The sequence below is a fragment of the Frankia nepalensis genome (assembly GCF_016786325.1).
Classification (GTDB): domain Bacteria; phylum Actinomycetota; class Actinomycetes; order Frankiales; family Frankiaceae; genus Pseudofrankia; species Pseudofrankia nepalensis.
In genome coordinates this window covers 1-26,668 of the sequence record NZ_JADWYU010000139.1, presented here as the reverse complement: position 1 = coordinate 26,668, position 26,668 = coordinate 1, and the positions used below count along the sequence as shown (strand labels likewise).

Sequence of the window (26,668 nt, the reverse complement as noted above, 5' to 3'; positions counted from 1 at the left end):
CGGGGACCGGGAGCGGCCACGGACGTTCAGGGCTACCCCGGTACCGGTCCTGTCGGGCGCCCAGCGCCCGACGGCGAAGCGCCGAGCGGGCGCGCCAGCGCCCTTCTCGGCGCTTCGCCCTACTGCACCAGCTTGATCGCCTGCTTGGGGCAGGCGCGTACTGCCTTCTCCAGATCGGGCAGCAGAGACTCGTCGGGCTCCTCGACCACCGAGAGGTACTCGTTGTCGTCCAGCTCGAAGACCGACGGGACCAGCCCGACACAGATCGCGTTGCTCTCACAGACGTCGAAGTCGACGACGACCCGCACCATGATGAGGACCTCCTTCAGGACTGGCGGCACCGTACACCGTCCCATACCCGGCGGTTTCGATGCTCGGCCTGAATTGCCTGTTCCACCCGACCACTCCATACAACCGCATGGCTCCCGCCGCGGGTAAGCCGTCCGCGTACGGACAGGGTGCCTCGGCCGACCGGCCGGGCCAGCCCACGGGCCCGCTCCGCGCGCGCCATCCACCGGATGGCTGATGGGGATCAGCCGGGCGGGCGGCCCAGATGGCCGGCTGGTTGATCCACAGCGCGGCTCTTGGCCGCCAGGGTGGAGCCATGGCTGGTTCAGGAACAACCGTCATCGAGGTGAACGATCTCGAGAAACGCTATGGCGACCGATTGGTGCTGCGCGGAGTGTCCTTCGCCGTCGAGCAGGGCGAGATCTTCGGCCTGCTCGGCCCCAACGGCGCCGGCAAGACGACCACCGTGGAGATCCTCGAGGGGCTGCGCCGCCAGGACGCCGGCACGGCGCGCGTGCTCGGCCTCGACCCCAGGGCGCGGCGCGGCGACCTGCTGCCGCTCCTCGGCGTCCAACTGCAGGCGAGCGAGCTGCCCGCGCGGATGACCGTGGGGGAGGCGCTCGCGCTGCAGGCCGCCTTCTACGAGGCCCCGGTCGACCCGGCGACGCTGCTCGACGAGCTGGGCCTGGCCGAGGCACGCCGGACCAGATTCGGCAAGCTGTCCGGCGGGCAGCGCCAGCGGCTGTCGCTCGCGCTCGCGCTGGTCGGCGACCCGAGGGTCGCCGTGCTCGACGAGCTGACCACCGGCATCGACCCGGCCGGCCGGCGCGACGTGTGGGACCTCGTCGAGCGGGTCCGCGAGCGCGGCGTGACGATCCTGCTCGTCACCCACCTGATGGAGGAGGCCGAGCGGCTCTGCGACCGGGTCGCGGTGCTCGACGGCGGCCGGATCGTCGCGCTCGACACCCCGACCGCCCTGGCCCGCGCCGCCGGCTCCGGGACCACGATCCGCTTCCGGCCGTCCGCGCCGCTGCCGGCGGGGCTGCTCGCCGGCCTGCCCGGAGTCGGCTCGGTGACCCAGACCGGGTCGACCGTCACCGTCAGCGGTACCGGAGAGCTGGCGCACGAGGTGATCGCCGTCCTCGCTCGTCACCAGATCGTCGCCGCCGACCTGCGCGTCGAGCAGGCCACCCTCGACGACGCCTACCTGTCCCTGACCGGCCCGCGGGGCGACGGCCCGGCGGCCACCGACCAACCCGTTACCGACCAACCGGCCACCGGGCAGGCCCCGGCCACGACGAGGAGGTCCTGATGACCACGCAGGCCGCCCCCGAGGCGCTCCCGCGCGGCGACGCGCTGGCGGCCCGGCGGACGAGGACGGCACGGGTGCTCGGGGCGATGACGCGCAGCGAGGCGCGGCTGCTGTGGCGTGAGCCCGTCATCGTGATGTTCGCCGTCGGGCTGCCCGTCGTGCTGGTGGCGATCCTGGGCAGCGTCCCCGCCTTCCGGGATGTGGACCCCGAGCTCGGCGGCGTGCGCGTCATCGACCTGTACCTGCCGATCACGTCGGTCATGGCCGTGGCGATGCTGGGGCTCAACCTGACAACGGTGACGCTCGGCGGGTACCGGGAGAAGGGGATCCTCAAGCGGCTCGCGACGACGCCGGTGAGCCCACTCCTGCTGCTGGCCGCGCACGGCCTCGTCGTCGCCGGCACGGCGGTGCTCGTCGCGGTTCTCGCGCACCTGGTCGGCGCCGTCGCGTTCGACGTGCCGGTGCCGGAGCAGCCCGTCGGCTACGCGCTGGCCTTCTCGCTGACCATCGCGACCCTGGTCGCGCTCGGTCTGCTGATCGCGGCGGTGGCGCCGAGCGCGGGCGCCGCGAACGGCATCGGCACCGGCCTGTTCTTCCCGCTGATGTTCTTCGCCGGGCTGTGGGCGCCTCGGGAGGCGATGCCGGACGTGCTTGTCCGGATCAGTGACGCGACGCCGCTGGGTGCCGCGGTCGGCGCGCTGCAGGACTCCATGGCGGGGTCCTGGCCCGGCGCGGTCCATGTCGGCGTGATGGCCGCCTACATCGTCCTGTGCGGCGCCGGAGCGGCTCGCTGGTTCCGCTGGACATGAGAGCCTGTTTCTGGATGTTGGCCCGACAAGTCCTGGACGGAGGTGCTCCGTGGCTGGCCTGACGGGTCCGCTCAGGCAGCCCGGTCCGCCGGACAGGCTGGCCGGGCCGGCGGCGCCCCCCGGGTCCGCCAGCCGGACCGCCGCCCTCGCCGCCCCCGTAGCCCTCGGCGGGCCGGCGGGAGCCGAGGACCGGATAGCCGAGGACCGGATCGTGGGCGAGGCGTTCGCCCACGGGCTCATCCCCTTCCTGGGGCTGGCCGTCTCGGTCCTGCTGACCGCCGTGGTGCCGGTGGAGCAGCCGGGCTGGCCGGCCTGGCCCGACCGGCCCGCGACCCTCGGCCTCGCCGGGGTCGCCGCGGCCTGGATGCTGTGGTTCCGGGTCCTGCACCCGGCCTGGGTCCACCGCCGGCGGCTGATGGCCGGGTACTTCGTCGGGCTGACGGCGCTGGTCGCGCTCCTGGTGGCCGGGGCTCCCTGGTTCGGCTTCTTCGCGTTCGCCGGCTACCTGGAGTCGACCTCGGTGCTGCCCGGCCGCTGGCGGCTGGTCGGCACCGCGGTCACCGGCCTGCTGACGACGCTCTCGCAGGTCGGCGGGGTGCCGACCAGCTGGGGCTACTTCTCGCTCTACCTGGTGGTCGCCGGCTTCAACGTCGCCGTCGCCAGCACGATGACGTGGTTCGCCGTCGTGGCCGACCGGCAGCGGGCCGCCCGGCGCCGGGCGATCGGCGAGCTGGCGGACGCCAACCGGCGGCTGCAGGCCGCGCTCACCGAGAACGCCGGCCTGCACGCGCAGCTGGTCGTCCAGGCCAGGGAGGCCGGGGTGCTCGACGAGCGGGCCCGGCTCGCCCGCGAGATCCATGACACCCTGGCCCAGGGTCTCACCGGGATCATCACCCAGCTGCGGGCCGCCGAACGGGCCGGAGCGCGCGGGCGTCACCTCGACACGGCACTGCGGCTCGCCAGCGAGAGCCTCACCGAGGCACGCCGCTCGGTGCGGGCCCTGAGCCCCGTCGAGCTGGCCGAGGCGACGCTGCCCGACGCGCTCGCCGACGTCGCGGCCCGGTGGACGCAGGCGAGCGGCGTGCCGACCGAGGTGTCGACGACCGGTTCGGTCGTCGCGCTGCACCCCGAGGTGGAGGCGACGGTGCTGCGGGTCGCGCAGGAGTCGCTGGCGAACGTGGCCAAGCACGGCCGCGCCAGCCGGGTCGGGCTGACGCTGTCGTACATGTCCGACCTGGTGACCGTGGACATCCGCGACGACGGAGTCGGCTTCGACGTCGCGCGCGCCGACACGGCCGCCGCCGACACGGCCGACACCGCCGCCGCCGGCGCGGCCGGGCCGGGTGGCCGCGGCGGCTTCGGGCTGCCCGGGATGCGCCAGCGGGTCGCCCGCCTCGCCGGGACGCTCGCCGTCGAGTCGGAGCCGGGCGCGGGCACCGCGATCTCGGCGGCGATCCCGGCGATCCCGGCGCCCCGCGTCGAGACGGCTCCTCGCCGGACCGCCCCGCCCTGGCGGGCCGCCACGGGCATGCCGAACGCGGCGGACATGGTCGGCGCGCGCGACGTCGAAGCCGGCCCCGTCGTCGTGGCGGTCGCGGCGGTCGCGGCGGACGTGGCGGACGTGGCGGACGTGGCGAGGATGGATACCCATGCCTGACCGGGAGCCGGCCTCCGGCCCGCGGGAGGAAGCGGGCCGACCGGTGCGAGTGCTGCTCGTCGACGACCATCCGGTGGTCCGGGACGGGCTGCGCGGCATGTTCGCCGGCACGCCGTCGATCGAGGTGGTGGGCGAGGCCGGCGACGGGGACGCCGCCGTGCGGCTCGCCGGCGCGCTGCGGCCGGATGTGGTGCTGATGGACCTGCGGATGCCCCGGCTAGACGGGGTGGGCGCGATCACCGCGTTGCGGGACGCCGGCAGCCAGGCCAGGGTGCTGGTGCTGACGACCTATGACACCGACAACGACGTCGTCCGGGCGATCGAGGCGGGCGCCACCGGCTACCTGCTCAAGGACGCGCCCCGGGACGACCTGATCCGCGCGGTGCGCGCGGCCGCCCGCGGCGAGGCGGTGCTCTCGCCGTCGGTGGCGACGCGGCTGCTCGGCCAGCTGCGGGCGGGACCGGCGCCGGCCATGGATCCGCTGAGCGCCCGGGAGCTGGAGATCCTGCGGATCGTCGCCCGCGGCGCGACGAACCGTGAGATCGCCCGCCAGCTGTTCATCAGCGAGGCGACGGTGAAGACCCACCTGCTGCACATCTACGCCAAGCTGGAGGTCAACGACCGGGCGTCCGCCGTCGCCGAGGCCTTCGGCCGGGGTCTGCTGCCCACCCGCCGTCCCTGACGGCCGCCCGCCGTCCCTGACGGCCGCCAGTCGGCCGGCACCCGTCCCGACACTCCACGCCACAAGCCGGGTGCCGGGTGCCGGGTGTGCCGGGATCACCCGCCGCTGGTCCTCGCCACGCCCTGGCCGCGGCGGGCGCCGCGGGACCGCGGGTGTCTCACGGACAAATTGGATACGTTTTGGTTCATGCTCGCGGAGACGGTGCGGGAGGCCGCACGGCGGTTCGGGGACGCGGCGGCGTTCGTCGACCCGGACGGGACGCGGCTGTCGTTCGCGGCGCTCGACGCCGGCTCCGAGGCGGTGGCCGCCGGGCTCGCGGCGCGCGGCCTCGGGGCGGGGGACCGGCTGGTGCTGCGGCTGGCGTCGACCAGCCGCTACGTGCTCGCCTACGCCGCCGCGGCCAAGCTCGGCGCCGTCACCGCGGGGGTGAATCCGGTGCTAGCCCCGCCCGAGCAGGTACGGCTCGCCGAGCTCGCCGACCCGCGGCTCGTGCTCACCGAGCCGGGCGAGGTCGACGAGCTGGCCGCCTTCGGCGCGGCCCGGCGCGAGCCCGGTCGCGCGCCGCGGCCGCTGCCCGCGGACGACGGGCGGCCGGTCGCGATCGTGTTCACCTCCGGGACGACCGGTGCGCCGAAGGCGGCGGTGTTCACCGAGCGGCAGCTACGAGCCGTCACCCGGATCGACACCGGCGGTGTCTGGGCGGAGCAGCCAGGGGAGCCGACGCTGGCGTCCACCCAGTTCGCGCACGTCGGCTTCATGACCAAGCTGCCGTGGTACCTGCGCCGCGGGCTGCGGATGTTCATCCAGGGCCGCTGGCGGGCCCGCGACACGCTCGCGCTGCTCGCGGAGCACCGGATGAGCACCGTCAACGCGGTCGCCCCGCAGCTGGCGCTGCTCCTGCGGGTGCCGGACTTCGACGACTTCGACCTGGGCGCCGTCAAGCTGATCGTCGCCGGGGCCGCCGCGTCCCCGCCGACGCTGATCGAGGAGGCCCGCCGCCGGCTCGACGCCCGCTACAGCGTCCGCTACTCCTCGACGGAGTCCGGCGGCTGCGGGCTGGGCACGGACCCGGACGCGGACGACGACGAGGCGTTGTTCACCATCGGCCGCCCGCGGCCCGGCATCGCGTGCGAGATCCGGGACGAAGAGGGCCGGCCGGCCGCGGTGGACGAGGTCGGCGAGCTGTGGCTGCGCACCCCGTCAGCCTTCGCCGGTTACTGGCGCGACCCGGCGGCCACCGCGGCGACGCTCGTCGACGGCTGGATCCGGACCGGCGACCTGGGCCGCCACGACGAGCGCGGCCTGGTGCGCCTCGCCGGCCGGCGCAAGGAGATGTTCATCCGCGGCGGCTACAACGTCTACCCCGCCGAGGTCGAGGCCGCGCTCGGCACCCACCCGGCCGTCGCCCAGTGCGCCGTCGTGCCCCGTCCGGACCCCGTGATGGGCGAGGTCGGCGTGGCCGTCGTCGTCGTCCGCGACGGCGCTCCCGCGCCGGCGCTGGCCGACCTGCGGGACCATCTCTCGTCCCGCCTGGCCCACCACAAGCTGCCCGAGGACCTCCGCCTCGTCACCGACCTGCCCCTCACCGCCGTCCACAAGCTCGACCGCGCCGCCCTCTCCCGCCGGATCCTCGACTCGCCCTAGAACCGGGCTCCGGGGCACCGGACAGCTCGCGCGCGGGCTGGGTCGGCCGGGCGCGGGCACGGCGGCCCGTCGTCCGGATCGCGGGTGCTCGTCCGCGCCCTGGCCCGTGGCCCGGTCCGCGCGGAGCCGGGCGGCGAGCTCGGGGAAGCGGGACTCCCAGTGCCGGCGGAGCTGGCCGGGCAGAACCAGGTCGCGCCAGAAGCGGACGAGGGTGCGCCCGTCCAGCCAACGGGACAGGTCGGCCGGCCTCGTCGCCTCGTGCAGGACGGTCTCGTAGAGGCTGACGAGCCGGCGCGGGTTGTCCAGGTCATAGGGGGACCGGTCCGACCAGCCCAGTCCCTGGTCCAGGACGACCACGCCGGTCGTCGGCCCGCGCAGGTCGTCGAGACGGTCCGGGACCGCGAAGGGCCGCTGGTACGCGCAAAGGGACCCAGGTGGAGCGCCACACGTGGGCGTTCCTTCCACGGCCGACCCCCGTCCGCTACGCTCACCAGCAAGTATGGTTACTCACGGTAGCCATCGGGCGGATGAGCGCCAGCGGAACGGCCGGCCGGGCCGGTCCACGCCGGGGACGGCGTGTGGGCAGGGCGCGAGCACCCTGCAGGCGTCGGCCGAGGACTCCAGGGCCGCCAAGGCTCCGACACCAACGCCGGGCCCCAAAGCCGGGCCCCAAAGCCGGGCACCGAAGCCCGGCGCCGAGGCCATGGCGGCCAGGGGCGCGGCGGAGCCGGGCCGACGACGGCGTCCCGCCGGGCCGCGTCGGCCGGTGGGGCGGCGCTGGCGCGGGGCCCCGCCTAGTTGAGGCTGGGAGGAATCCGGGTCAGGCCAGGGGTGCTGACGGTGGTGATCGACTGAAGCAGGCCCAGCTCGCGGCGCAGCAGGGCCTGCTCGGCGCGCAGCCGGCTCACCGCGTCCGGCGCCACCAGCAACTCCTGGCGGCGCGCGATGTCCGGGACGACGGCGGCGGCGACCAGGTAGGACAGGTTCACCGGGTCGTCGGGCAGGTCGGGGAGCTGGAGGTCGAGCGCCCGCTGCTCGGCGAGCTTGGCGGTGTACTCCCGAAGCAGGCCCTGCACGGCGGGGACCAGGGCCGCCGCTGCCTGGAGGTCGCCGGTCTCGTCGGCCAGGAAGGTCACCTCGGCGACCAGGTACGGGCGGGTCTCGGCGTCCACCGACTGGATCGTGAACCGGGTCTCGCCGACGGTCGCCAGCGAGTAGCGGTCGCCCGGGAGCCGGCGCGCCCGGCGGACCACCGCGGTGCAGCCGGTGTCGTAGAGCTCGGGGACCTGCGGGCCGACCTCGCGGCCCTGGCGGATCGCGACCACACCGAACTCCCGCGGCGTCCCCTCGGGCAGCTCGAGCAGCTCGCCGACCAGCGCGAGATAGCGGGGCTCGAAGATCTGCAACGGCAGCAGCAGCCCAGGCAGCAGCACCGTCCCCAGCGGGAACAAGGGCAGCCGCCGCGTCGCGGGCTCGTCCGCGGCGCCGCCGTCTCGCGCGCCGCCTGGATCGTCCGTCACCGTCGTCGCCTCCGTCCGTTCCGTACCATCGTCGCACCGCGGGCGACCTCGGCGCTTCGCGCGTGGAGCCGCGGCCGACCCGGGCCCCGGCCGGTGCCAGCGGCGCGGCGTGGCCCACGCCCGATCGTGATCAGGATGTCACGTCCTGACCGCCGGAACCGTCCCGAGCTGCCCGGCATCCGCCGTATCCGGGGCCCGGCCGGCGCGCTACCGTTGCGGCGGGAGGTGGCGGCTGGTGACCGAGCAGACCACGGAGGGTGCGCAGGGCGCGCCCCGCGGGGACGTTCCCGTGGAGCTGCTGGTGGTCCTCGGGCCGGACGGTGGCCTCCCGACCCCACCGGTCCTGGGGGAGGTCCCCGCGTCGTGGCCGCCGCCGGTGACGCCGCCGCTGACCGCCATCGAGGCGCTGCGTCAGCTGGTCCCCGTCAGCCATGACTGCCCGCCGCGGCTGGCGCTCGTCGCGCTGCCCGCGGCCGCCGCCGAGCAGATCGCCGCCCAGCCCTACGTCGTCGGCGTCTACGCCGCCGCTCCGCCGGAGGCCGTCACCGCCAGGCTGCGCCCCGACGAGCAGCTCTTCGTCGACGCCTGGCTGCTGCGCCTCGACGACCAGCGCCAGCGGCCCGAGCGGCACGGCGAGGGCCTTCCCTGGGACGCCGAGGGCCACGAACCCCCCGACGCCCCGGGCTCGGCCGTGCCTGGCTCGTAGCCAGGCCCGCGCCGCCGCGAGTCCCCGCGCGGTGGCGCACCGGGATGGGTGCCCCCGGGGGACACCCCCCGGGGCCGGGCTCACTCGCCGGCCAGCGAGCCGGGTGGGAGATGGCTGATGTCGTTGAAGGCGTGCAGGACGGCCGGGCCGTCGGGGTACCAGGCGATGGTCGTCAGTGACGCCAGGTCCAGGTGCAGCCGGTAGAACACCGCCGGCCCCGCGGCCAGCGCCACCGACGCCGCCGACTTGATCGGGCCCATGTGGGTGACGACCAGCAGCCGGCCGCCGGGGTAGGCGGCGAGGTGCTTGTCGAGCGCGGCGCGGACCCGGTCGATCGTCGCGGCGAGGCTTTCCCCGCCAGGCGGCCCGACCGCGGGATCCGCGAGCCAGGCCGACAGCGCGTCGGGGTGGCGCTCGCGCGCCTCGGCGAACGTCAGCCCCTCCCAGGCGCCGAAGTCGGTCTCGCGCAGCTCGTCGTCGACGACGAAGTCGACCTTGTCGCGGCCGTCCGCCGGAACCAGGCCGGACAGCGCCGCCTCGGCGGTCTGCCGGGCGCGCGCGAGCGGTGAGCTGACCACGGCGTCGAACGCCTCGCCGCGCAGCCGGGCCGCCGCGGACGAGGCCTGCGCGCGCCCCACCTCGGTCAGCGGCGCGTCGACGGTTCCACCGAAGCGCTTCTCGACCGAGACCTGGGTCTGCCCGTGACGCAGCAGCACCGTCCACGTCGCCGGCGCCGGCGCCGCCCCCCCCCCCGCCACCCCCCCCCGCGGCCGGGGCGCGGCGGGGGGCCGGCCCCCGGGGGGGGCCCCCCCCCCCCCCCCCCCCCCCCCCCCCGCCGCCCCCCCCCCCCCCGCCACCCAGCCGGACAGCCGCCGCGTCGTCGGGGCCTCGGCGGGGGCCGGACCCGAGGACTGGTCAGTCAGCGGCCGCGCGACGACGTCGGAGTCCGGCCCGGCCGACGGCCCCAACGGCGGTATGGCCGACGGCTCCCAGGTACGGCCGGCGGCCGCGGCGTCCATCGCCTCGTTCGCCAGCCGGTCCGCGTCCCGGTTGCGCTCCCGCGGTATCCAGCGGTAGCGGACCGGCGACGACCGCTCGGCGGCGAGCCGGGCGGCCTCGGCGGCCAGCGGCCGCATCGCCGGGTGCTTGATCTTCCAGCGGCCGCTCATCTGCTCGACGACGAGCTTCGAGTCCATCCGGACCTCGACGTCGGCGTCGGGGGCGACCTCGGCTACGGCCAGCAGGCCGGCGATCAGCCCCTGGTACTCGGCGACGTTGTTCGTCGCGACGCCGATCGCGCCGGCCCGCTCGGCGAGCAGGGCTCCGCTGTCCGCGTCCCGCACCACCGCGCCGTAGCCGGCCGGCCCCGGGTTGCCCCGCGAACCGCCGTCCGCCTCGATGACGACCCGTGCCGGTGTCCCAGTGGCCCCCACCTAGAGCCCCGACTCGGCGGTGCGTACCAGGATGCGGCGGCACTCCTCACAGCGGACCACCTCGTCGGCCGCCGCCGCCGCGACCTCGCGCAGGTCGGCGCCGGACAGCTCCAGGTGGCAGCCCTCGCAGCGGCGGCGGACCAGTCTGGCCGCTCCCACCCCGTTCGACGTCGACCGGATCTTCTCGTAGAGCGTGACCAGCGGCGCGGGCAGCCCCGGCGCGAGGCGCTCGCGTTCGCGGCGCCGCTCGGCGGCCTGGGCGTCGATCTCGGCGAACGCCTCGTCGCGGCGCGCCGCGGCGACGTCGACCTCGGCCTGGACCCGGTCACGCTCGGCGGCGAGCGCGGCCAACCGGCCGTCGAGCGTCTCGACGGCCTCCATCTTCTCGAGCGCCTCGTCCTCGAGCACCCCCTGACGGCGGGCGAGGGAGGCGAGTTCCGACTGCAGGTTCTCCAGCTCGCGGACGCCCGAGACCTGGCCGGAGTCGACGCGGCGGCGGTCGCGGTCGGCACGGGCGCGGACGAGGTCGATCTCGTCGTCGAGCTTGCGCTGTGCCCTGGCCAGGTCGCTGATCTCGGTCTCGACCCGGACGATGTCGGCCTTCAGCGAGTCGACGGTCTTGGTGTGCTCGGCGATGACCGCGAGTTCGGGCAGGTCACGGCGCCGGACCGCCAGCCGGTCCAGGTTGGAGTCGACGGCCTGCAGGTCGAGGAGGCGAAGCTGGGTGGCGGGGTCGGCCTTCATGGACTCCTCGGCACCTTCCCGTAATGGCTGGGATCTGGACGGCTGGGTGTTCTAGGCGTTTCGCGACCGTGGCACGTGCAGCCGCCAGGGGTCGGTGACGAGCGTCGACACCGACGTGACCACGGTACGGCCGGTGGCGGCGAGCGCGGTGGCCAGCGCCGTCGCCGCGTGGCCGAGCCAGGGCCACTCACTCGCCCAGTGCGCCACGTCGACGATCGCGACGTCGTGGGCGGCCACCGCGTCCAGGACATGGTGGTGGCGCCCGTCGGCGGTCAGGAAGGCGTCCGCGCCGGCGGCCGCCGCGGCCGCCGCCAGCTCGCCGCCGGAACCGCCGCAGACCGCGACCCGGCGCACCGGCCGGTCGGGATCGCCGGTGGCCCGCACCCCGCCGGCGGTGGCCGGCAGCGCCGCCGCGACGCGGGCGCAGAACGCCGCGAGCGGCTCGGGCTCGGCGAGCTCGCCGACCCGCCCGAGCCCTGGGTTCCCCGTCTCGCCGACCGGCCGGCCCGTGGCCAGTGGCCGCGCGTCGACCAGGCCGAGCGCGGCGGCCAGCGCGTCGTTGACGCCGTCGCAGGCCACATCGGCATTGGTGTGGGCGGTGAACAGCGCCGTCCCCGCGCGGATCAGCGTCGTGACGACCCGCCCGCCGGCGGTCGTCGCGGCGACGCCGTGGACGCCGCGCAGGAAGAGCGGGTGGTGGGTGACGAGCAGGTCGGCGCCGAGCGCCGCCGCCTCGTCGGCCACCTCGAGCGTCGGGTCGACGGCGAAGTGGACCCGCGTGACCCCGGCGCCCGGCTCGCCGACCGTGAGCCCCACCGCGTCCCACGGCTCGGCGAAGCCGGGCGGGTAGGCACGTTCGAGCGCGGCGACGCAGTCGGCGACGGTCGTGGCCGTGCCGGCGCCACCGTCACCCGTGGTGGTCACGTGGTTGTTCATCAGCGCGACCCTACCGGGGCCCGACGGCGCCAGATCGTGGCGCCGTAACGTCACTGGCGGCACGGACCGTTCCGACCGATGGTGCGAACATCGTTTTGTTCTCATCTACGGAGAAAGTGGACGATATCGGGCGGGACGTGTTCGGCTTCCACGACGATCCACGAGAAGGGAGACCGTCCATGGCCGATGTGTCCGTGCGGTTCCAGGTCGCCGGCGACTCCGAGATCGTGCTCAATCTGGCTACCGGGCAGGCGGTCCGGCTGGTTGAGGCGATCATGCGCAAGGTCGCGGAGGCGATGAGCGCGCAGCCTCAGGGCAGCGCGAACGCGCTGTCGCCGGCGATGCCCATGCAGATGCCTCCCTGGCCGGAAATGGGCGGGGGGCCGGCCACCGGCGGCGGGCAGCACCGCATGCCGGGCTGATCCCTGGCGCCCGCCGGTCCGGCCCCGGGCCCGGCGCGGCAACAAGCGGACGCGACAGCTTGGTGCCCAACCCGCTGGAAACCTGACATCCGGCCCGGGTGCCGCGATACAAATCCCACAGCTTTCCCCACTGGCCCCCACGGCCCACCTATGAGAGGACAAAGGATCATCATGGCGGGGGATGTTCCGGCCGACGAGCGGGTGTTCATCGCCACCGGGGCCGCTGGGGCCACCGGGGCCGGCGTGCGCCGGGTCGCCGCCGCCGGCCAGGCGGCCGCGGACGATCCGGCCGGCACGGGCTCCACCGCCGACCTCGCCTCCGGGGAACGGACGCTGCACCGCTACGGGCGGGTCCAGGTGCTCGGCACGCCCGGCACCAGCGACGGCAACGGCGGCGGCCAGCCGTCGCTCGTCGCCCCGACGGACGGCTCGGTCGTCGCGACCGCGGGCCTGGCCACCGGGCTGGACCGGACGGAGACCCTCGGCCTGGAGGCCTTCCGGCAGCGGGCAAGCGTCGCCTACCGGCGCCTGAAGCGGGAGCGCCCGCGGGCCGGTGAGCCGTGGGACATGGAACACGCCTGCACCGACCTCGCGCCGCCGCGCGGCTCGTCGGCCCGCCGGGACCGGTCGCTCCCGCCGCCGGCCGAGTCCCCGGCGGCGCCGGCCGCGCTCAACGGGGCGGTCCAGGTGGCCCCGCGGCCGGTGCACGCCGCGGCGGCCGCCGCCCAGGCGGCGGCCCGGTCAGCGGCCGCGGCGACCGCCCCGGCCGGCGACGCCGGCGCCGGCGAGGTCGGGGCGGCCCCGCTGAGCTCCTATCTGGAGGGCAGCGTCGCCGTCGGCCTGGTCCTCGTGGAGGGGCCGACGAGCGACCTGCAGTTCACCGCCGCCGAACGGACGAAGATCGTCGCGGAGACGCAGAACGGCCTGTCCTGGCTGGCGGCCAGCAACCCGGCCGCGGACATCTCCTTCAGCTGGGACATCCAGATCGTGCGGCTGACCCTGCCCGCGGACCCTAACCAGTCCGACCTGGAGGCGTACTGGCGCGACCCGACGATGGCCAAGCTCGGGCACCGGGCGAGCTTCGACGGCGTCTACGACTACGCCGACGCGCTGCGCGCCGAACTGCGCACCCGCTGGGCCTACGTCACGTTCGTCACCAAGTACCCGGTCCGCTACTTCGCCTACGCGTCCATCGGCGGCCCGCGGGTCGTGCTGACCTACGAGAACGACGGCTGGGGCCCGGACAACATCGACCGGGTGTTCGCCCACGAGTCCTGCCACATCTTCGGCGCCGTCGACGAGTACGGCTCGGCGGGCTGCGACTGCGGCGGCTCGTGGGGCCGGTTCGGCGTGGCCAACGGCAACTGCGACGGGTGCGCCGCCGCGCCGGTGGAATGCCTGATGCGCGGCAACAGCTACGCGTGGTGCCGGTACTCCCCGGCGCACGTCGGCTGGGGCCGGGGGGCGGCCGGCAACCCGGTGATGGTCCAGGCACGCGGGCTGGGCTCCCTCGGCAACTTCGAGCTGGTCGTGCCGTCGTCCTTCTCCGGGCTGACCCACCGCTGGGAGAACTTCGACCAGCCAGGCTTCCCGTGGGAGGCGCCCTTCCAGACCGCGCAGGCGCTCGGCCGGATCGACGCGGTGTCGATGGTCCAGAGCAGCCTCGCCTCGCCGGGCCCGCTGGAGAACGTCGTCCGGGTCGGCGCCGACCTGTACTTCCTGTGGCGGGACAGCACCGGCGCGTTCGCCTGGTCGCCGCCGGCCAGGATCGCGGGCGGGGCGGCGGGGACGCACTCGCTGGTGCAGAGCCGGTACGGCGCTCGCGGCAACTTCGAGCTGCTGTTCCCGTCGACCGGCGCCGGCCTGATGCACATGTGGCGCAACCACGACGCCTTCGGCTTTCCCTGGAGCAGCCCACGTCAGATCCTGCCGGAGCTCGGCCGGGTCGACGCGGTCAGCCTCATCCAGGGCAGCCGGGGCGGCGGGGTCGGCAGCCTGGAGGCGGTGGTCCGGGTCGGATCGCGCCTCGTCCACATCTGGCGTGACCAGAGCTCGGCCGCCGTCTGGCGGACCACCGTGTGGTTCGCCGACGGGGTCGCCGGCAACCCGGTGATGATCGAGAGCCAGTTCGGGAACTCCCGCAACTTCGAGGTCGTCGTCCCCTCGGCGAATCGTGGACTGATCCACTTCTGGCGGAACAACGGCGCCATCGGCACCCCGTGGAGCGGTCCTCGCCCGTTCGCGACGGGCCTGGGCCGGGTGGACGCGGTCACCCTGATCCAGAGCACCTTCCAGGGCCACCTGGAGGTGGTCGCCCGCGTCGGTGACCGCCTCCACCAGCTCTTCCGCGCCGCCGACGGCACCTGGAGCCCCACCTCGCGGACCGCCTTAGGTGCCGCCGTCCAGGGTGGCTTCGATCCTGTCGAGGAGGGTCTCCAGGTCGGCGAGCGGGGCGCAGGCGGCGCGGGGCCGCGGGTCGGGGAGGGCGGCCAGCACACGCATCTCCGTGACGAGGCGGGTCAGGCCGTCGGTCTCGGCGAACGCCGGGTCGCTGATGCTGGGGCGCAGCGCCGCCTCATGGGCGCGCCAGATGACGGCGCGGCCGTCGAGCCGGATCGGCTCGCCGTTCGCGCGGCGGACGTCGTCGGCCTTGCGCGGCACCCAGGAGAACAGGTCCGACAGCCGGTGGTGGGAGAAGCCGGAGAACGGCTCGAACGAGACCCGGTCGGCACGGGCGGTCGGCCCGTACTCGGCCCGGGGCGACACGGGCTCGGGGAACAGGTCCACGGCGTCGCGGTGCAGCTCGCCGCCCTTCGACTTGTGGTACGGCTCCAGGTAGACGACCCGGGCCAGGCCCGAGGCGATGATGTTGCGGGTGCACTCGTGGCAGGGCAGCGTCGTGCTGTAGAGCGTGCCGCCCTGGATGGCGATGCCGCGGCGCGCCGCCGACGTGATCGCCACCATCTCGGCGTGGGTGGTGCGTCCGTACTCGATGACGTCGAACAGGTCGGCGTCGCGGATGTCGTCGTCGTTGATCGCCAGCTGGGTGAGCTCGGCGATCGTGCGCCCGCGCAGCTCGGGGGTGAACCAGCCGGGGCGCAGCCGGGCCAGCAGGTCGGCGAGGATCTGCGCCCGGATCCCGTCGCTGGCGTCGAGACCGGCCATGAACTCGCGGCCGTCCGGCTGGCTCTCGGTGTGGTAGTAGCCACCGCCGGCCTTCGGCACCTCGTTCGCGCCCACCGCGACGATCTGGTCGTCCACCATGATCGCGGTGCCGACCCGGCGGGCCAGCACCGCGGTGGTGAGCGACCCGCGGTAGGCCGCGGCCATGCCGAGCTCGTCCATGGTCAGCGTGTGGAAGGGGTGGCTGTGGATGCACTCGACCAGGCGGCGCACGTGCCGCCGGGTCTGCGTCGGGTCGTCGCAGCGGACGAACAGGTCGCAGCGCTCCAGCGCCGCCGACGACGACAGCCGCAGCCGGCGCGGCACCGGCGGCGTGGCGCGGCTGGTGGCCAGGCCGAAGTCGCGGTCCACGGCGTGGGTGGCCGCCTGCTCGGCGGCTGAGGCGTCCAGCCCCGAGCTGCGCTCGAACAGCTGGGCCAGCAGCAGCGCCCGCTCGGGGCGGGGCGCGTCGCAGGCGATGAAGAAGGCGCGCCGGCCATACACCTGGCGCACCGTCTCGACCTCGGCCCGGTGCGACAGGTTGTCGAGGATGAACGCGCGCGGGCGGGCGTGGTCGGCGCCGGCGTCGCCGCGGACCCGGTGGATCTCCCGGATCCCCACCAGCGCGACCGCGTCGGCGCGGCCAAGCTCGTGGCGTAGCCGGTCGCCGGCGTCCATCAGCAGCTCGCGCCGGGTCGGCTCGTCCGAGGGCGGCGTGGCCGCGGCGCCCTCGGGGCCGAACGCCAGCGGCGTCAGCAGGGCGTCCAGGTCGACCCGGAACACGAGGTAGTTCGCGGCGGCGAGCGCGGCATGCAGCTCCTGCAGCACCGGCGCGATCTCGGTGCCGACGGTCCGCACGATCCCGAACACCAGCTCCGGGGTGCGCAGGTGCTCCGCCAGCCCCAGCCGGCAGCCGGCGCCCACGGCGGCTGGCCGGACCGGCGCTTCCGGTGCCGCCTGTTCGTCGGCCATGGTCCTCCTGTCGCCTGAGCCGGCCCCGCCGCCGCTCTTCCCACCGCCTGGCCTGGGCTCGGCCCGGCTCTGCTGGGCCCGGGCCCGCTGGCCGCCGCGTTTCTGTCCGCCCTCCACCCTGCCAGCGTCGCCGCCGGCGTCGGGCCGTGCGCGTCCGGGTCCCGCCGCCGGCCCGGACGCGGCCAGGGATCGGTTGGGGCGGACATCCCCGGGCATCCCTCCCGTGGGGTGGAACGGCGCCCGGTGGCGCCGGACCGGTACCCGGAAGGCTCGCACGGTCTGGGAGGTCGGGAGGTCGCGATGGACGTCGAGCGCAGGCCCGTCGAGGTCAGGTTCAGCTGCCGACGCTGCCAGCTGGCATGGGGCGAGAACTTCGACCTGGTTCGCCTGACCGACTACGACGGGGACGTCCTCGAGACCTACTCCCGCGGCGGGGTGCCGGTGCCCCCGCCCGCGCTGGGCCGCCGCTGTCCGCGGTGCGGCAGCCTCGCCGTCGACTGGACGGACGCGACCTACCTGCCGCGCGGCGGCGCCGACAAGCCGGCGGCGCCGCTGGTCAACTCGCGCTGGACCACTCCGGAGCCGGCGATGTACCGGCGCGGGTTCTTCACCCGCGCGGCCCACCAGCACGAGCCAAGGACCCGGCGCTTCCCCTGAGGCGTCCTCCGAGGCGGCGACCGCTCCCGAGCCGGCGACCGCTCATGAGACCCGGATGCTCCGAATCCGGGCCGCTCCCGAAACCGGGCCGCGCCGGGGCCGGGCCGCGCCCGGAGGCCGTGACCGCGGCCGCGGCGCGCCTCGCGCGCTCGTTACCCGAGCAGCGCTGGCGCCAGGCGGCGCCATTCGGCGCGGGGCCAGGCGTTGCCCGCGGTGAGGACCTGCACGCAGACGTGGTCGGCGCCGGCGGCCCGGTGGTCGGCGACTCGGCGCGCGATCGCCGCCTCGTCGCCGATGGCGACCACCGCGTCGACCAGCCGGTCGCTGACGCCGGTGACGTCGTCCTCGGTGAAGCCGAGGCGGCGCAGGCTGTTCGCGTAGTTCGGCAGCTGCAGGTAGCCGGCCACGAACGTCCGGGCGGCCTCGAGGCCGGCCGCGCGGTCCCCGGTGAGGACGACCGTCTGCTCGGGAAGCAGGAGCGGACCGGCGCCGAGCGCCGCGCGGGCCGTGGCCGTGTGCTCCGGCGTGACCAGGTACGGGTGGGCGCCGCGGGCGCGCTCGCGCGCGAGCTCCAGCATCTTCGGGCCGAGCGCGGCGAGCACCCGGCTGGCCACCGGAACCGGCGGGTCGGCGGTGTCGAGCGCGTCCAGGAAGCCCGACATGGCGCGCAGCGGCGCGCGGTAGCGGCCCGGTTCGTTCTGGTCGACGAGCGGCGCGTGGCTCACTCCGATGCCGAGCAGCAGCCGCTCGCCGAACTTCTCGGCGAGCGCCGCCCGGGAGGCCGCGACCTCGGCGGGCTCGTGCATCCAGAGGTTGAGGATGCCGGTGGCGACGACGGCGCGCCGCGTGGCCCCCAGCAGGTTCTCCAGCGCCTCGAACACCGGCCCGCCGACGTCCGGCACCCAGAGCGCCCGGTAGCCGAGCTCGTCGAGCTCGGCCGCGGCCTGGGCGGCCTCGGCCGCGTCGCCGAACCGCAGGTGCGAGCTCCAGATGCCGACACCGTCGAGATCCATCGAGGCCACGTCCCTTCCCTCGGGGGGTTCACGGACCGTTCCTGGCCGGCGAAGCGGCCACGCAGACCGTATCGACCGGGCCGTGAACGTCGCCACAGGTCAACGCCGGATGACAAAGGCGTGGTTTGCTGTGGGATTGTCGGCGTCTCGCCGGCCGGTGGGGCCGCGCGGCGCGCGGCCACCCGGGTGGAAGATCGCGGGGAAGGGGTGGCCGGTGAGCGCGGTCCAGGAACAGGTGTCCTTCGACGTGGCGGGGCTGCGGCTCGTCGGTGAGCGCTTCGACCCGTCGCCCGGCACCGGCCCGTTCCTGGCCGCGGGTGGCACCGGCCCGCTCCTGGCCGCCGGTGGCACCGGCCCGCTGGCCACCGACGGGACCGGGGAGCGCCGCGGCACCGTGCTGCTGCTGCACGGCGGCGGGCAGACCCGGCACTCCTGGCGGCGCACCGGCGAGCGGATGGCCGAGCACGGCTGGAGCGCCCTCGCGATGGATGCCCGCGGCCACGGCGACAGCGACTGGGATCCGGGCGAGGACTACAGCCACCACGCGATGGCGGACGACCTGGACGCGATCGCCGCGGCGATCGGCGAGCCGCCGGTGCTGGTCGGGGCGTCGATGGGTGGGATCACCGCGCTGCTCGCGCAGGCCCGCGACCCCAGCCTCGGCCGAGCCCTCGTGCTCGTGGACATCACGCCGAGGATCGAGCCGAGCGGAATCCGGCACATCTTCGACTTCATGACGTCGGCCCCCGACGGGTTCGCGAGCCTGGAGGACGCCGCGGCGGCGATCGCCGCCTACAACCCGCGCCGCAAGAAGCCGGCGAGCCTGTCCGGCCTGAAGAAGAACCTGCGGGAACGGAACGGCCGCTGGTACTGGCACTGGGACCCGGCCTTCATGAAGATGCGCGACGAGCCCCGCCGGGAGCTGGCGGTGGGTGAGCGGATCGCGCCCGGTGCCAGCCTGAGCGCCGACGAGTTCCTCGTCGAGGCGGAGAAGGTCATCCAGAGCGACCAGCTGCGGGACGCGGCCCGGTCGATCCGGGTGCCGACCCTGCTGGTGCGCGGCAAGCAGTCCGACATCGTCAGCGAGGAGGGCGTGGCCGAGCTGCTGGCCCTCATCCCGCATGCCGAGTACGTGGACGTCACCGACGCCGGCCACATGGTCGCGGGCGACGACAACGACGTCTTCGCCGGCCGGCTCGGTGATTTCCTGGACCGTCTCCCGCCGCTTTCCCACTGATCTGGCGGGGCCGGTCGAGTTGGCCGGGCCGGCCCCGTTCGCGGGGTTTCTGGACGCGTGGCCCCGGGGTTGTGCCGGGCTCGTCACCTGTTCGGCCGGTCCTCGCGGGATGCGGCCCCACGTGGGCTTATAGCCATTGCAGGCGGCGGTATTCGGCGTTCTTTTCGCGGGCCGGCGCAATTGGTCGACCTGGCCGGCGCGGACGCGACGCAGGGTGTATGGAAGGCGGCGGAATACCGGGGATCGCGGGCCGCGCGGGTGAGGATGGGCGCCTACCTGACCTTTCCAGGTCCCGCGTGAATCGAGGTTTGTCATGTCCCGGCGTCTGTTTACCTCGGAGTCCGTCACCGAAGGCCATCCTGACAAGGCCGCCGACCAGGTCAGCGACGCGCTGCTCGATGCCTACCTCGCCCGCGACCCGCGCTCGCGGGTCGCGGTGGAGACGCTGATCGCCGCCGGCCAGGTCCACGTCGCCGGGGAGGTGACCAGCACCGCGACGATCGACGTGGTCGGCACGGTTCGCCGGGCGCTCGGCGCGATCGGGTACGACGCGGCCACCGGCTTCGACGCCGCGACGGTGGACGTGCTGGTGTCCCTCGGCGCGCAGTCGCCCGACATCGCCCAGGGCGTCGACAACGCCTACGAGGTGCGCACCGGGATCGGCCTCGGCGGCGGGAGCGGTGGCCTGGCCGGCGACGTGCCGACCGGGCCGCGCCGGCACGACGACCTGTCGCGGCAGGGAGCCGGCGACCAGGGGATCATGTTCGGCTACGCCACCGACGAGACCCCCGAGCTGATGCCACTGCCGATCAGCCTGGCGCACCGGCTGGCCGCGCGGCTCGCCGCGGTCCGGCACGACCGGGGGGTTCCCTACCTGCGGCCCGACGGCAAGACGCAGGTCACGATCGAGTACGACGGCGACCGGCCGGTCCGGCTGGACACGGTCGTCGTGTCCGCGCACCACGAGCCCGGTGTGGACATCGACGGCCGGCTCGCCCCGGACATCCGCGCCCAGGTCGTCGAGCCGGAGCTCAAGCGGCTCGCCGAGGAACTGGGCTCGCTCGCGGGGCGGGCGGGGGCCGGCGCGCTCGAGGTCGACGGCTACCGGCTGCTGGTCAACCCGACCGGCCGCTTCGAGGTCGGCGGGCCGGTCGGCGACGCGGGCCTCACCGGGCGGAAGATCATTATCGACACCTACGGCGGCGCCGCCCGGCACGGTGGCGGGGCGTTCTCCGGCAAGGACCCGTCCAAGGTCGACCGGTCGGCCGCCTACGCGCTGCGCTGGGTGGCCAAGAACGTGGTGGCCGCGGGCCTGGCCCGCAGGGTGGAGCTGCAGGTCGCCTACGCGATCGGCAAGGCCGAGCCGGTCGGTCTGTTCGTCGAGACGTTCGGTACCGAGCAGGTCGCCACCGAGGCGATCGAACGCGCGGTCACCACGGTGTTCGACCTGCGCCCGGCGGCGATCATCCGCGACCTCACCCTGCTGCGCCCCGTCTACCGGCAGACCGCCGCGTACGGGCACTTCGGCCGGCCGCTGCCCGACTTCACCTGGGAGCGCACCGACCGCGCGGCCGCGCTGCGCGCCGCGGTCGCCGCCCGCTGACGAACCACGGCGCAGAGCGCCGCCGGCCCGGGGATACGGAGGTCAACCCGGGCCGGCGGCCGACCTGTCGCCGACGGCCGCGGCGGTTGGGCCGTGTCGCTGGTGGCCGAACGCGGCCGTGTCGCTGCTGGCCAGGTGCGGGCCGTGTCGCTGTTGGCCAGGTGCGGGCCCGTGGCTCAGTGGCCGCCGGCCGCCTCGACGAGTTCGGTCAGCACCCCGCCAAGCCCCTTCGGGTGGATGAAGGCGATTCGGCTGTTCGACGTGCCGTGTACCGGTGTCTTGTTCACCAGGTCGAAGCCGGAGACGGTGAGCGACGCCAGCGCCGCGTCGATGTCGTCGACGCCGTACGCGATGTGGTGGATGCCCGGCCCGCGCTTGGTCAGGAACTTGCCGACCGGGGTGTCGTCCCGCAGCGGCTCGAGCAGCTGGACGTAGGAGCCGCCGGTGTCCCCGGCGTGCACCAGCAGCATCGCCTCGCGCACGCCCTGGCGTTCGTTGGTCTCCTGATGTACGCACTTCAGGTTGAACGCCTGCTCGTAGATCGGGATGGTCTCGGTCAGCGATGCCACCGCGATCCCGACGTGATCGATCCTCGTCAGCACGCCGCCAGCCTCTCCCGGCGCGCTCTGCACAGTCCACTGATTGGGACGTGACGCGCGCGACTACCGAACGGTATGCGGAAAATCCCGGCCAGCCATCGGCAACGTGGGAGTTTCCGCGCTGTCGGGTCACCGATAACCCGCACGCGGACGGAATGCCCCCGAAGGCGCGCCCGACCGCATAGTCTGCGCGATGCTGGCCGTGGGGGGACTGGGAGTGCCGTGAGTAACACCGGAAACCGGCGGGGGAGACGCAGCCGGGCGCTGTTATGGGGACTGCTGGCCGATCCGCGCGGATGGCGCCTGCTGTGCGCAGTGGCCGCCGCCGCCGCGCTCTGCCTGGGTATCGTCGGCCAGTGGCGGATGTACCAGGCCGCGGGCCTGGACGGCTCCTTCGCCGCGCGCTTCCTCGACCTGCTGTACGGGGCGCTCGGCCTTTTCGTCTTCCAGCCGCCGCAGCTGCCGGACACCGCCCTGTCCGCGCCGCTGCAGGTGGCGCGCTTCCTCGCCCCGGCCGCCACGTTCTACGCGCTCGCGGACGCGCTCGTGCTGCCGGTCGCCCGGCTGCGGGCCCGGCTCGCCCGCGGCCACGCGGTGGTCTGCGGCGTCGGGCCGGGCGCGGTCGCGCTGGTCGCGAAACTGCGCGCCCAGGGCACCCGGGTGGTGGTCGTGTCAGACGCCGGCCATGGCGGACCTCCCGACAGGGTCGACGATCCTGAGGTGCCGGTCCTCGTCGGCGACCCGGCCCGCCCCGCGGTGCTGCGCGCCGCCGGAGCCGGCCGGGCCGAGAAGCTCTACGTCACCGGGCCGGCGACCGGGCGCAACGCGGCCGTCCTCGTCGCCGCCGCGGCCGTCGCCGCCGCGGCCGGGCGCGGGCGGTCCGGGCCGCTGCGCTGCTACGCCGAGGAGTCCGACCCGGACGTGCTCGACGCCCTGTGGATCCTGCTGTTGCGCCGGCCGGCGAGCGACGCGGTCACCGTCACGTTCTTCAACACCGCCCGGCTGGGCGCCCGGCTGCTGCTCGACGACGTGGCGCCCACGTGGACGCCCGCGAGCGCCGGCGCGATCGTCGTCGCCGGCGTCCCCCCGTTCGGCCGCGAGCTGCTCGTCGAGATCGCCCGGCGGCGCCGCCACGACCTCGGGCCGGGCGCGCCGCGGCTGCCGGTGGTCGTCGTCGACGAGGAGGCGAGCCACGTCGTCGCCCGGTTGCGGGCCCGCTACGGGGTCGTCGAGGCGATGCTCGACATCGACTGCCACGACGAGCCGACGGGCGAGGTCGACCTCGACCGGCGGGCACACGCCCGCGCCCCGGCCCAGGGCCTCATCGAGCAGATCTTCGTCTGCTACGACGACGAGGAACTGGCGCTGCGCACGGCGCTGGCGACCGCCCGGCCGCCGGCCCACCGGTCGGTCGTGGTCCGGACCGGCCGGACGAGCCCGCTGGGGGACGCGCTGCGTCCCGGCCGACAGGAGGGACAGGGCGCGATGGACGCGATCTACGACGGACTGGTGATCTTCCCTCATCTTGACCGGGCCTGCGATCCTGAGGACGTGTCGGACGACCGGCTGGAGGCATGGGCGGCGGCGATCCATGCTGACTACTGCCGTAGGCGCCTGGAGTCCGGCGAGGCGGACGGCGGCAACGAGGCGCTGGTGGCCTGGGAGAACCTGCCGGAGAAGTACCGTTCCAACAACTACGACCAGGCCCGCGACATCGAGACCAAGCTGAACCTGATCGGCTGCGCGAGCGCCCGGATGACCTCGGACGCCGAGCCGTTCGCGTTCACGCCCGCCGAGGTCGATCTGCTGGCCCGCTGGGAGCACGAGCGCTGGATGGGCAACCGGCTGGCGAACGGCTGGCGAGGCGGTGAGGTGCGCGACAACGACCGGCTGATCCATCCCGACATCCGGCCGTACGACGAGCTGTCGGCGCAGACCAAGGCCAAGGACGCGGACATGGTGCTGCTCATCCCGGAGCTGCTCGCCAGCTCCGGCTACCGCATCGTCCGGTCGCCCAACCCGCCCACGGCCGGGTGACCGGGCGGCTCAACCGAACGCGGCCCTTCCCGCGGTGCGGGCGGCCTGGGGCGCTTCCCGTGGGAAGCGCCCTAAGATTCCGGTGCCATGACCGTCCTGCCGATCCGCCTCCTCGGCGACCCCGTGCTGCGCACCCCGGCGCGACCGGTGACGGACTTCGACGCGGCGCTGCGCCGGCTCGTCGACGACATGATCGAGACGATGTACGCCGCGCCCGGGGTGGGGCTGGCGGCGCCGCAGGTCGGCGTCGGGCTGCGGCTGTTCGTCTTCGACACCGACTGGCTGCCGGGTGGGCGCGAGACCCCCGCGGCGCGCCGAGGGCGGCGCTCGCCGCGGGTCGTCGTGAACCCGGTCCTCGAACGGGAGCCCGGCGATCAGTCCGACTACGAGGGCTGCCTGTCGGTGCCCGGGTACCAGTACTCCACCCCTAGGGCCGCGACCGCGACCGTGCGCGGCGTCGACACGGCCGGCGAGCCCGTCGAGTACTCCGGCACGGGTTTCCTGGCCCGCTGCCTGCAGCACGAGTCCGACCACCTGGACGGCACCCTCTACCTCGACCGGCTCACCGGCCTGAACCGCCGCGCCGCCCAGCGGGCGCTGCGCGACGCGGTCCTCTCGCCCCAGGACGCGGCGCGCGGCCGGGCCGACGACGGCCCGGGCGGCTTCCTGTCCGCCCTGCGCCGCCGCTGACCCAGCGCCCGTAGGTGCCACGCGGCCGTCGGAGGCGTCGTCGCGTGGGGAGGCCCGTCAGGATCCCGGCCCAGGGCCGGACTGGCCCCGATCGGCTGGTCCCTAGGTGGTACCAGGTCGGTCGGGGCGCTTCGGCGGGCGCGCCCGGCGGGGTGAAACGACACCGGCGCGCGGATTCGGACGGAGAATTGGCGCCATGACCACTCCCGCGTCCACCGCCGCGGAGGGCGTACCCACCCCCGCCCCGGCCAGGCCCCCGGCGCTCGCCGCCCCCGCCCACGCCGTCGGCGGCACGGTGGCGGCCGGCTTCGAGCCGGTCCGGGACGCGTTCGAGCGGGTGATAGCCACCGCGGCCGGCACCGGCGCCGCCGTCGCCGCCTGGCACGACGGTTCCTGGATCGTGGACCTGTGGGGCGGCGCCGCGGACGCGGCCGGCACCACCGCCTGGGGCCGGGACAGCATCGTGATGCCCTACTCGGTGACCAAGCCGTTCGCGGCGGTCTGCGCGCTGCTGCTCGTCGACGGCGGCCAGCTCGATCTCGATGCCCAGGTGCGCCGGTACTGGCCCGGCTTCGCCGCCCCCGCCACGGTGCGGCACGTGCTCGCCCACCAGGCCGGCCTGGTCGCGCTGGACCGGGCGCTGCCGACGGAGGCGCTGTTCGACTGGGAGCTGATCTGCGCGACGCTCGCCGCCCAGCAGCCGCTGTGGACGCCGGGCACGGCGCACGGCGAGTCGGCGCTGTTCTACGGCCACCTCGTCGGCGAGCTGGTCCGCCGGGTCGACGGGCGCACGCTCGGCCAGTTCCTGCGCGAGGAGGTCAGCGGGCCGCTCGGGCTCGACTTCACCATCGGTCTCGGCCCGGCGGAGCAGGCCCGCGCCGTCGAGATCACCGGGCTGGACGCCGCGTTCCGCGAGGGCCTGCTCGCCGGCCGCCCGGATCTCTACCCGCGGGCGATCGGCAACCCGCCCGGCATCCAGGACGGCGCGGTGGTCAACAGCGCGGCGCTGCGCGCGGCCGAGATCCCGGCGGTGAACGGGCACGGAACGGCCCGCGCCGTCGCCGGCCTGTACGCGGCGCTGCTGTCGGGCCGGCTGCTGCGCCAGGACCTGCTGGCCGAGGCCAGCACGGCGCAGTGCTCGGGCCCTGACCGGGTGATGGGCGGGCCGAACGCGTGGGGGCTCGGCTTCGGCGTCGACGAGGACGGCTTCGGGATGGGCGGGCTCGGCGGCAGCATCGGCTGGGCGAGCCAGGCCGGGCATTACGCCTACGCTTTCGTGACCGGATCGATGGGGGACCACTCGCGCGCGGACGCGGTCGAGAACGCGCTGCGCGACTGCCTCGGGCTGCCGCCGCTGGCCTCCTGACCGGCGCCGCTTCCCGCCTCGTGGGACCGGGCAGGGCCGCGCTGTCCAGCCGACGGCCGCGCGCCTCGCGGCAGCTTCCTGCCCCGGCAGGAAGCTGCCGGGGCGCGCTGGCCACCCGCGGGTCCCCGCCGCCTGGGACGCCGATAACGTCCGCCCTGACGGGTTCCGGCCGGGGCTTCGCCGGGCCGACGAACGCAGGGAGGTACGCCGGTGATGGCCGTGCTCGCGGTGGTGGCCCTGGTGCTGGCGGGCCTGGTCGCCGGCACGATGACGGTCGGGCTCGTGGCGATCCGGCCCGCGATGCACTCGCTGCCGGTGGCGTCGTACATCACGGTCAAGCAGGCCTTCGACATCAGCTACCCGAAGTTCATGAAGCCGTTGCAGATCGCCGCGCTGGTCGCGTCGCTGGCGCTGACGGTCACGTCCGGCCTGATGGGCGACCCTCCCGCCGCGACGCTCGCCGGGCTCGCCTTCCTCTCGCTGCTCGTCAACGTGATCGTCACTGTCCGCGGCGACCTGCCGATCAACATCGCGATGGCGTCGTGGCGCCCGGAGCAGCCGCCGGCGGACTGGGAGCTCCAGCGGTCGCGCTGGGACCGGTTCAACGCGATCCGTACCGCCGCCGCCGTCGTGGGCCTCATCCTGCTTGCCGCCGCCGTCGCGGTCTGAGACCTCGTCACGAGACCTCGGACGGCGACCCCGAGGTGACCCGGCGCGGGATGCGCGTCACTCGGCTCGTCGGTGCGCGGAGCGTCCCCGATAGCATCGCCGCGGGGCGGGCTCGTCCCACTTGCCGCGCACGCACGCATGTACGAAGGGTCCTCGGTGAGCGCTTCCGAGCAACACCACTCCAAGCCCATGTCCTGGGTGATGGTGCTGATCATCACCATTGGCACCGTCGTCGGGACGGTCGGCGTCTGCATCGCCTCCTGGCCGATCTCGATCATCGGGGCCGCGGTCGTGGTCGTCGGCGGCATCGCCGCCCTCGCCACGGGGATCATGGATGACGTGGACGAGAACACCAGCCGCGACCTGTGGCCGATCGGCCCGCGCGACGCCTCCCCCCGCCGCGAGCTGTCGGCCTAGGAGCCCGCGCCGCCGGCTGTCTCTTATACACATAACCCAGCCCACGAGACACGCAGAAATCTCGGAATCCCTCTAAAGAATGAAAAAAAAAAA

26 protein-coding genes are annotated in these 26,668 nt (G+C 74.9%); 15 read left to right on the top strand and 11 right to left on the bottom strand.

Annotation, left to right across the window (positions count from 1 at the left end; translation table 11 throughout):
• Positions 1-119 precede the first annotated feature (119 nt).
• A complete protein-coding gene (locus I6A81_RS20185) occupies positions 120-308 on the bottom strand; it encodes a ferredoxin (RefSeq protein ID WP_203006298.1) in 189 nt (62 codons plus the stop codon).
• Between the two features lie 296 nt (positions 309-604).
• Here I6A81_RS20185 and I6A81_RS20180 point away from each other — a divergent pair, with 296 nt between their 5' ends.
• The 5 genes from I6A81_RS20180 (at position 605) to I6A81_RS20160 (ending at position 6,392) form a co-directional block, all read left to right on the top strand.
• A complete protein-coding gene (locus I6A81_RS20180; protein ID WP_203006295.1) occupies positions 605-1,600 on the top strand; it encodes an ABC transporter ATP-binding protein in 996 nt (331 codons plus the stop codon).
• The gene (locus I6A81_RS20175) at positions 1,600-2,409 is read left to right on the top strand and encodes an ABC transporter permease (protein ID WP_203006294.1); all 810 of its coding nucleotides are present in this window, start codon (positions 1,600-1,602) and stop codon (positions 2,407-2,409) included. The genes I6A81_RS20180 and I6A81_RS20175 overlap by 1 nt, the downstream gene beginning before the upstream one ends.
• 49 nt (positions 2,410-2,458) lie before the next feature.
• Positions 2,459-4,066 carry a sensor histidine kinase gene (locus tag I6A81_RS20170; RefSeq protein ID WP_307874780.1) on the top strand — a complete coding sequence of 536 codons (1,608 nt, stop codon included), beginning with the start codon at positions 2,459-2,461 and terminating at the stop codon, positions 4,064-4,066.
• The gene (locus I6A81_RS20165; protein WP_203006293.1) at positions 4,059-4,748 is read left to right on the top strand and encodes a response regulator; all 690 of its coding nucleotides are present in this window, start codon (positions 4,059-4,061) and stop codon (positions 4,746-4,748) included. Before I6A81_RS20170 ends, I6A81_RS20165 begins: the two co-directional genes overlap by 8 nt.
• 186 nt (positions 4,749-4,934) lie before the next feature.
• On the top strand, positions 4,935-6,392 hold the full coding sequence (locus tag I6A81_RS20160) for a class I adenylate-forming enzyme family protein (RefSeq protein ID WP_203006292.1): 1,458 nt from the start codon (positions 4,935-4,937) through the stop codon (positions 6,390-6,392).
• Positions 6,393-7,186: 794 nt separating this feature from the next.
• Here the strand turns inward: I6A81_RS20160 and I6A81_RS20155 are convergent.
• Positions 7,187-7,912: an LON peptidase substrate-binding domain-containing protein gene (locus I6A81_RS20155; protein ID WP_203006291.1), complete on the bottom strand. Its 726-nt coding sequence runs from the start codon at positions 7,910-7,912 to the stop codon at positions 7,187-7,189.
• A 235-nt stretch (positions 7,913-8,147) separates the two neighbouring features.
• Between I6A81_RS20155 and I6A81_RS20150 the strand changes: the two genes are divergently transcribed.
• Positions 8,148-8,618 (top strand): hypothetical protein, encoded by a 471-nt coding sequence (locus I6A81_RS20150; protein WP_203006290.1) that lies wholly within the window; start codon positions 8,148-8,150, stop codon positions 8,616-8,618.
• 80 nt (positions 8,619-8,698) lie between these two features.
• On the opposite strand, the gene I6A81_RS20145 is transcribed toward I6A81_RS20150, so the two are convergent.
• Genes I6A81_RS20145 through I6A81_RS20135 form a run of 3 tightly spaced genes read right to left on the bottom strand, consistent with a single transcriptional unit; the run spans position 8,699 to position 11,731 of the window.
• Positions 8,699-10,051 (bottom strand): bifunctional RNase H/acid phosphatase, encoded by a 1,353-nt coding sequence (locus tag I6A81_RS20145; RefSeq protein ID WP_203010266.1) that lies wholly within the window; start codon positions 10,049-10,051, stop codon positions 8,699-8,701.
• The gene (locus I6A81_RS20140) at positions 10,052-10,795 is read right to left on the bottom strand and encodes a zinc ribbon domain-containing protein (RefSeq protein ID WP_203006288.1); all 744 of its coding nucleotides are present in this window, start codon (positions 10,793-10,795) and stop codon (positions 10,052-10,054) included.
• Positions 10,796-10,846: 51 nt separating this feature from the next.
• Positions 10,847-11,731 carry a Nif3-like dinuclear metal center hexameric protein gene (locus I6A81_RS20135; RefSeq protein ID WP_203006287.1) on the bottom strand — a complete coding sequence of 295 codons (885 nt, stop codon included), beginning with the start codon at positions 11,729-11,731 and terminating at the stop codon, positions 10,847-10,849.
• Positions 11,732-11,910: 179 nt separating this feature from the next.
• Here I6A81_RS20135 and I6A81_RS20130 point away from each other — a divergent pair, with 179 nt between their 5' ends.
• Positions 11,911-12,153, top strand: coding sequence for a hypothetical protein (locus tag I6A81_RS20130; protein ID WP_203010265.1), 243 nt, complete (start codon positions 11,911-11,913; stop codon positions 12,151-12,153).
• Between the two features lie 812 nt (positions 12,154-12,965).
• On the opposite strand, the gene I6A81_RS45675 is transcribed toward I6A81_RS20130, so the two are convergent.
• The 4 genes from I6A81_RS45675 to I6A81_RS20105 form a co-directional block, all read right to left on the bottom strand.
• Positions 12,966-13,133 carry a hypothetical protein gene (locus tag I6A81_RS45675; protein ID WP_203000752.1) on the bottom strand — a complete coding sequence of 56 codons (168 nt, stop codon included), beginning with the start codon at positions 13,131-13,133 and terminating at the stop codon, positions 12,966-12,968.
• Positions 13,134-13,568: 435 nt separating this feature from the next.
• Positions 13,569-14,027 carry a hypothetical protein gene (locus I6A81_RS45670; RefSeq protein WP_203000756.1) on the bottom strand — a complete coding sequence of 153 codons (459 nt, stop codon included), beginning with the start codon at positions 14,025-14,027 and terminating at the stop codon, positions 13,569-13,571.
• A 45-nt stretch (positions 14,028-14,072) separates the two neighbouring features.
• A complete protein-coding gene (locus I6A81_RS45665) occupies positions 14,073-14,426 on the bottom strand; it encodes a hypothetical protein (protein ID WP_203000758.1) in 354 nt (117 codons plus the stop codon).
• 115 nt (positions 14,427-14,541) lie between these two features.
• Complete coding sequence (locus I6A81_RS20105) at positions 14,542-16,287, bottom strand: deaminase (protein ID WP_203000760.1); 1,746 nt, start codon at positions 16,285-16,287, stop codon at positions 14,542-14,544.
• Positions 16,288-16,587: 300 nt separating this feature from the next.
• Here I6A81_RS20105 and I6A81_RS20100 point away from each other — a divergent pair, with 300 nt between their 5' ends.
• The gene (locus I6A81_RS20100; protein ID WP_203000762.1) at positions 16,588-16,944 is read left to right on the top strand and encodes a hypothetical protein; all 357 of its coding nucleotides are present in this window, start codon (positions 16,588-16,590) and stop codon (positions 16,942-16,944) included.
• Positions 16,945-17,096: 152 nt separating this feature from the next.
• Here the strand turns inward: I6A81_RS20100 and I6A81_RS20095 are convergent, their stop codons facing one another.
• A complete protein-coding gene (locus I6A81_RS20095) occupies positions 17,097-17,957 on the bottom strand; it encodes an LLM class F420-dependent oxidoreductase (RefSeq protein ID WP_203000850.1) in 861 nt (286 codons plus the stop codon).
• A 214-nt stretch (positions 17,958-18,171) separates the two neighbouring features.
• Between I6A81_RS20095 and I6A81_RS20090 the strand changes: the two genes are divergently transcribed.
• Together I6A81_RS20090 and metK are read left to right on the top strand one after the other, a co-directional pair.
• Positions 18,172-19,194, top strand: a complete 1,023-nt coding sequence (locus I6A81_RS20090; RefSeq protein ID WP_307874779.1) for an alpha/beta fold hydrolase — start codon at positions 18,172-18,174, stop codon at positions 19,192-19,194.
• A 313-nt stretch (positions 19,195-19,507) separates the two neighbouring features.
• Complete coding sequence (metK, locus tag I6A81_RS20085; RefSeq protein ID WP_203000764.1) at positions 19,508-20,797, top strand: methionine adenosyltransferase; 1,290 nt, start codon at positions 19,508-19,510, stop codon at positions 20,795-20,797.
• A gap of 176 nt (positions 20,798-20,973) precedes the next feature.
• Here the strand turns inward: metK and mce are convergent, their stop codons facing one another.
• Positions 20,974-21,399: a methylmalonyl-CoA epimerase gene (gene mce, locus I6A81_RS20080; protein WP_203000766.1), complete on the bottom strand. Its 426-nt coding sequence runs from the start codon at positions 21,397-21,399 to the stop codon at positions 20,974-20,976.
• Between the two features lie 219 nt (positions 21,400-21,618).
• On the opposite strand from mce, the gene I6A81_RS20075 reads away from it, so the two are divergent.
• The 5 genes from I6A81_RS20075 to I6A81_RS20055 all read left to right on the top strand — a co-directional run bounded on the left by I6A81_RS20075 (position 21,619) and on the right by I6A81_RS20055 (position 26,575).
• Complete coding sequence (locus tag I6A81_RS20075) at positions 21,619-23,433, top strand: RyR domain-containing protein (RefSeq protein WP_307874778.1); 1,815 nt, start codon at positions 21,619-21,621, stop codon at positions 23,431-23,433.
• Between the two features lie 87 nt (positions 23,434-23,520).
• On the top strand, positions 23,521-24,123 hold the full coding sequence (gene def, locus I6A81_RS20070) for a peptide deformylase (protein ID WP_203000770.1): 603 nt from the start codon (positions 23,521-23,523) through the stop codon (positions 24,121-24,123).
• 196 nt (positions 24,124-24,319) lie between these two features.
• Entirely contained in the window at positions 24,320-25,489 is a 1,170-nt protein-coding gene (locus tag I6A81_RS20065) for a serine hydrolase domain-containing protein (protein WP_203000772.1), read from the top strand.
• A gap of 213 nt (positions 25,490-25,702) precedes the next feature.
• Positions 25,703-26,158: a DUF1772 domain-containing protein gene (locus I6A81_RS20060; protein WP_238428446.1), complete on the top strand. Its 456-nt coding sequence runs from the start codon at positions 25,703-25,705 to the stop codon at positions 26,156-26,158.
• 156 nt (positions 26,159-26,314) lie between these two features.
• On the top strand, positions 26,315-26,575 hold the full coding sequence (locus tag I6A81_RS20055; RefSeq protein WP_307874777.1) for an HGxxPAAW family protein: 261 nt from the start codon (positions 26,315-26,317) through the stop codon (positions 26,573-26,575).
• Positions 26,576-26,668 lie beyond the last annotated feature (93 nt).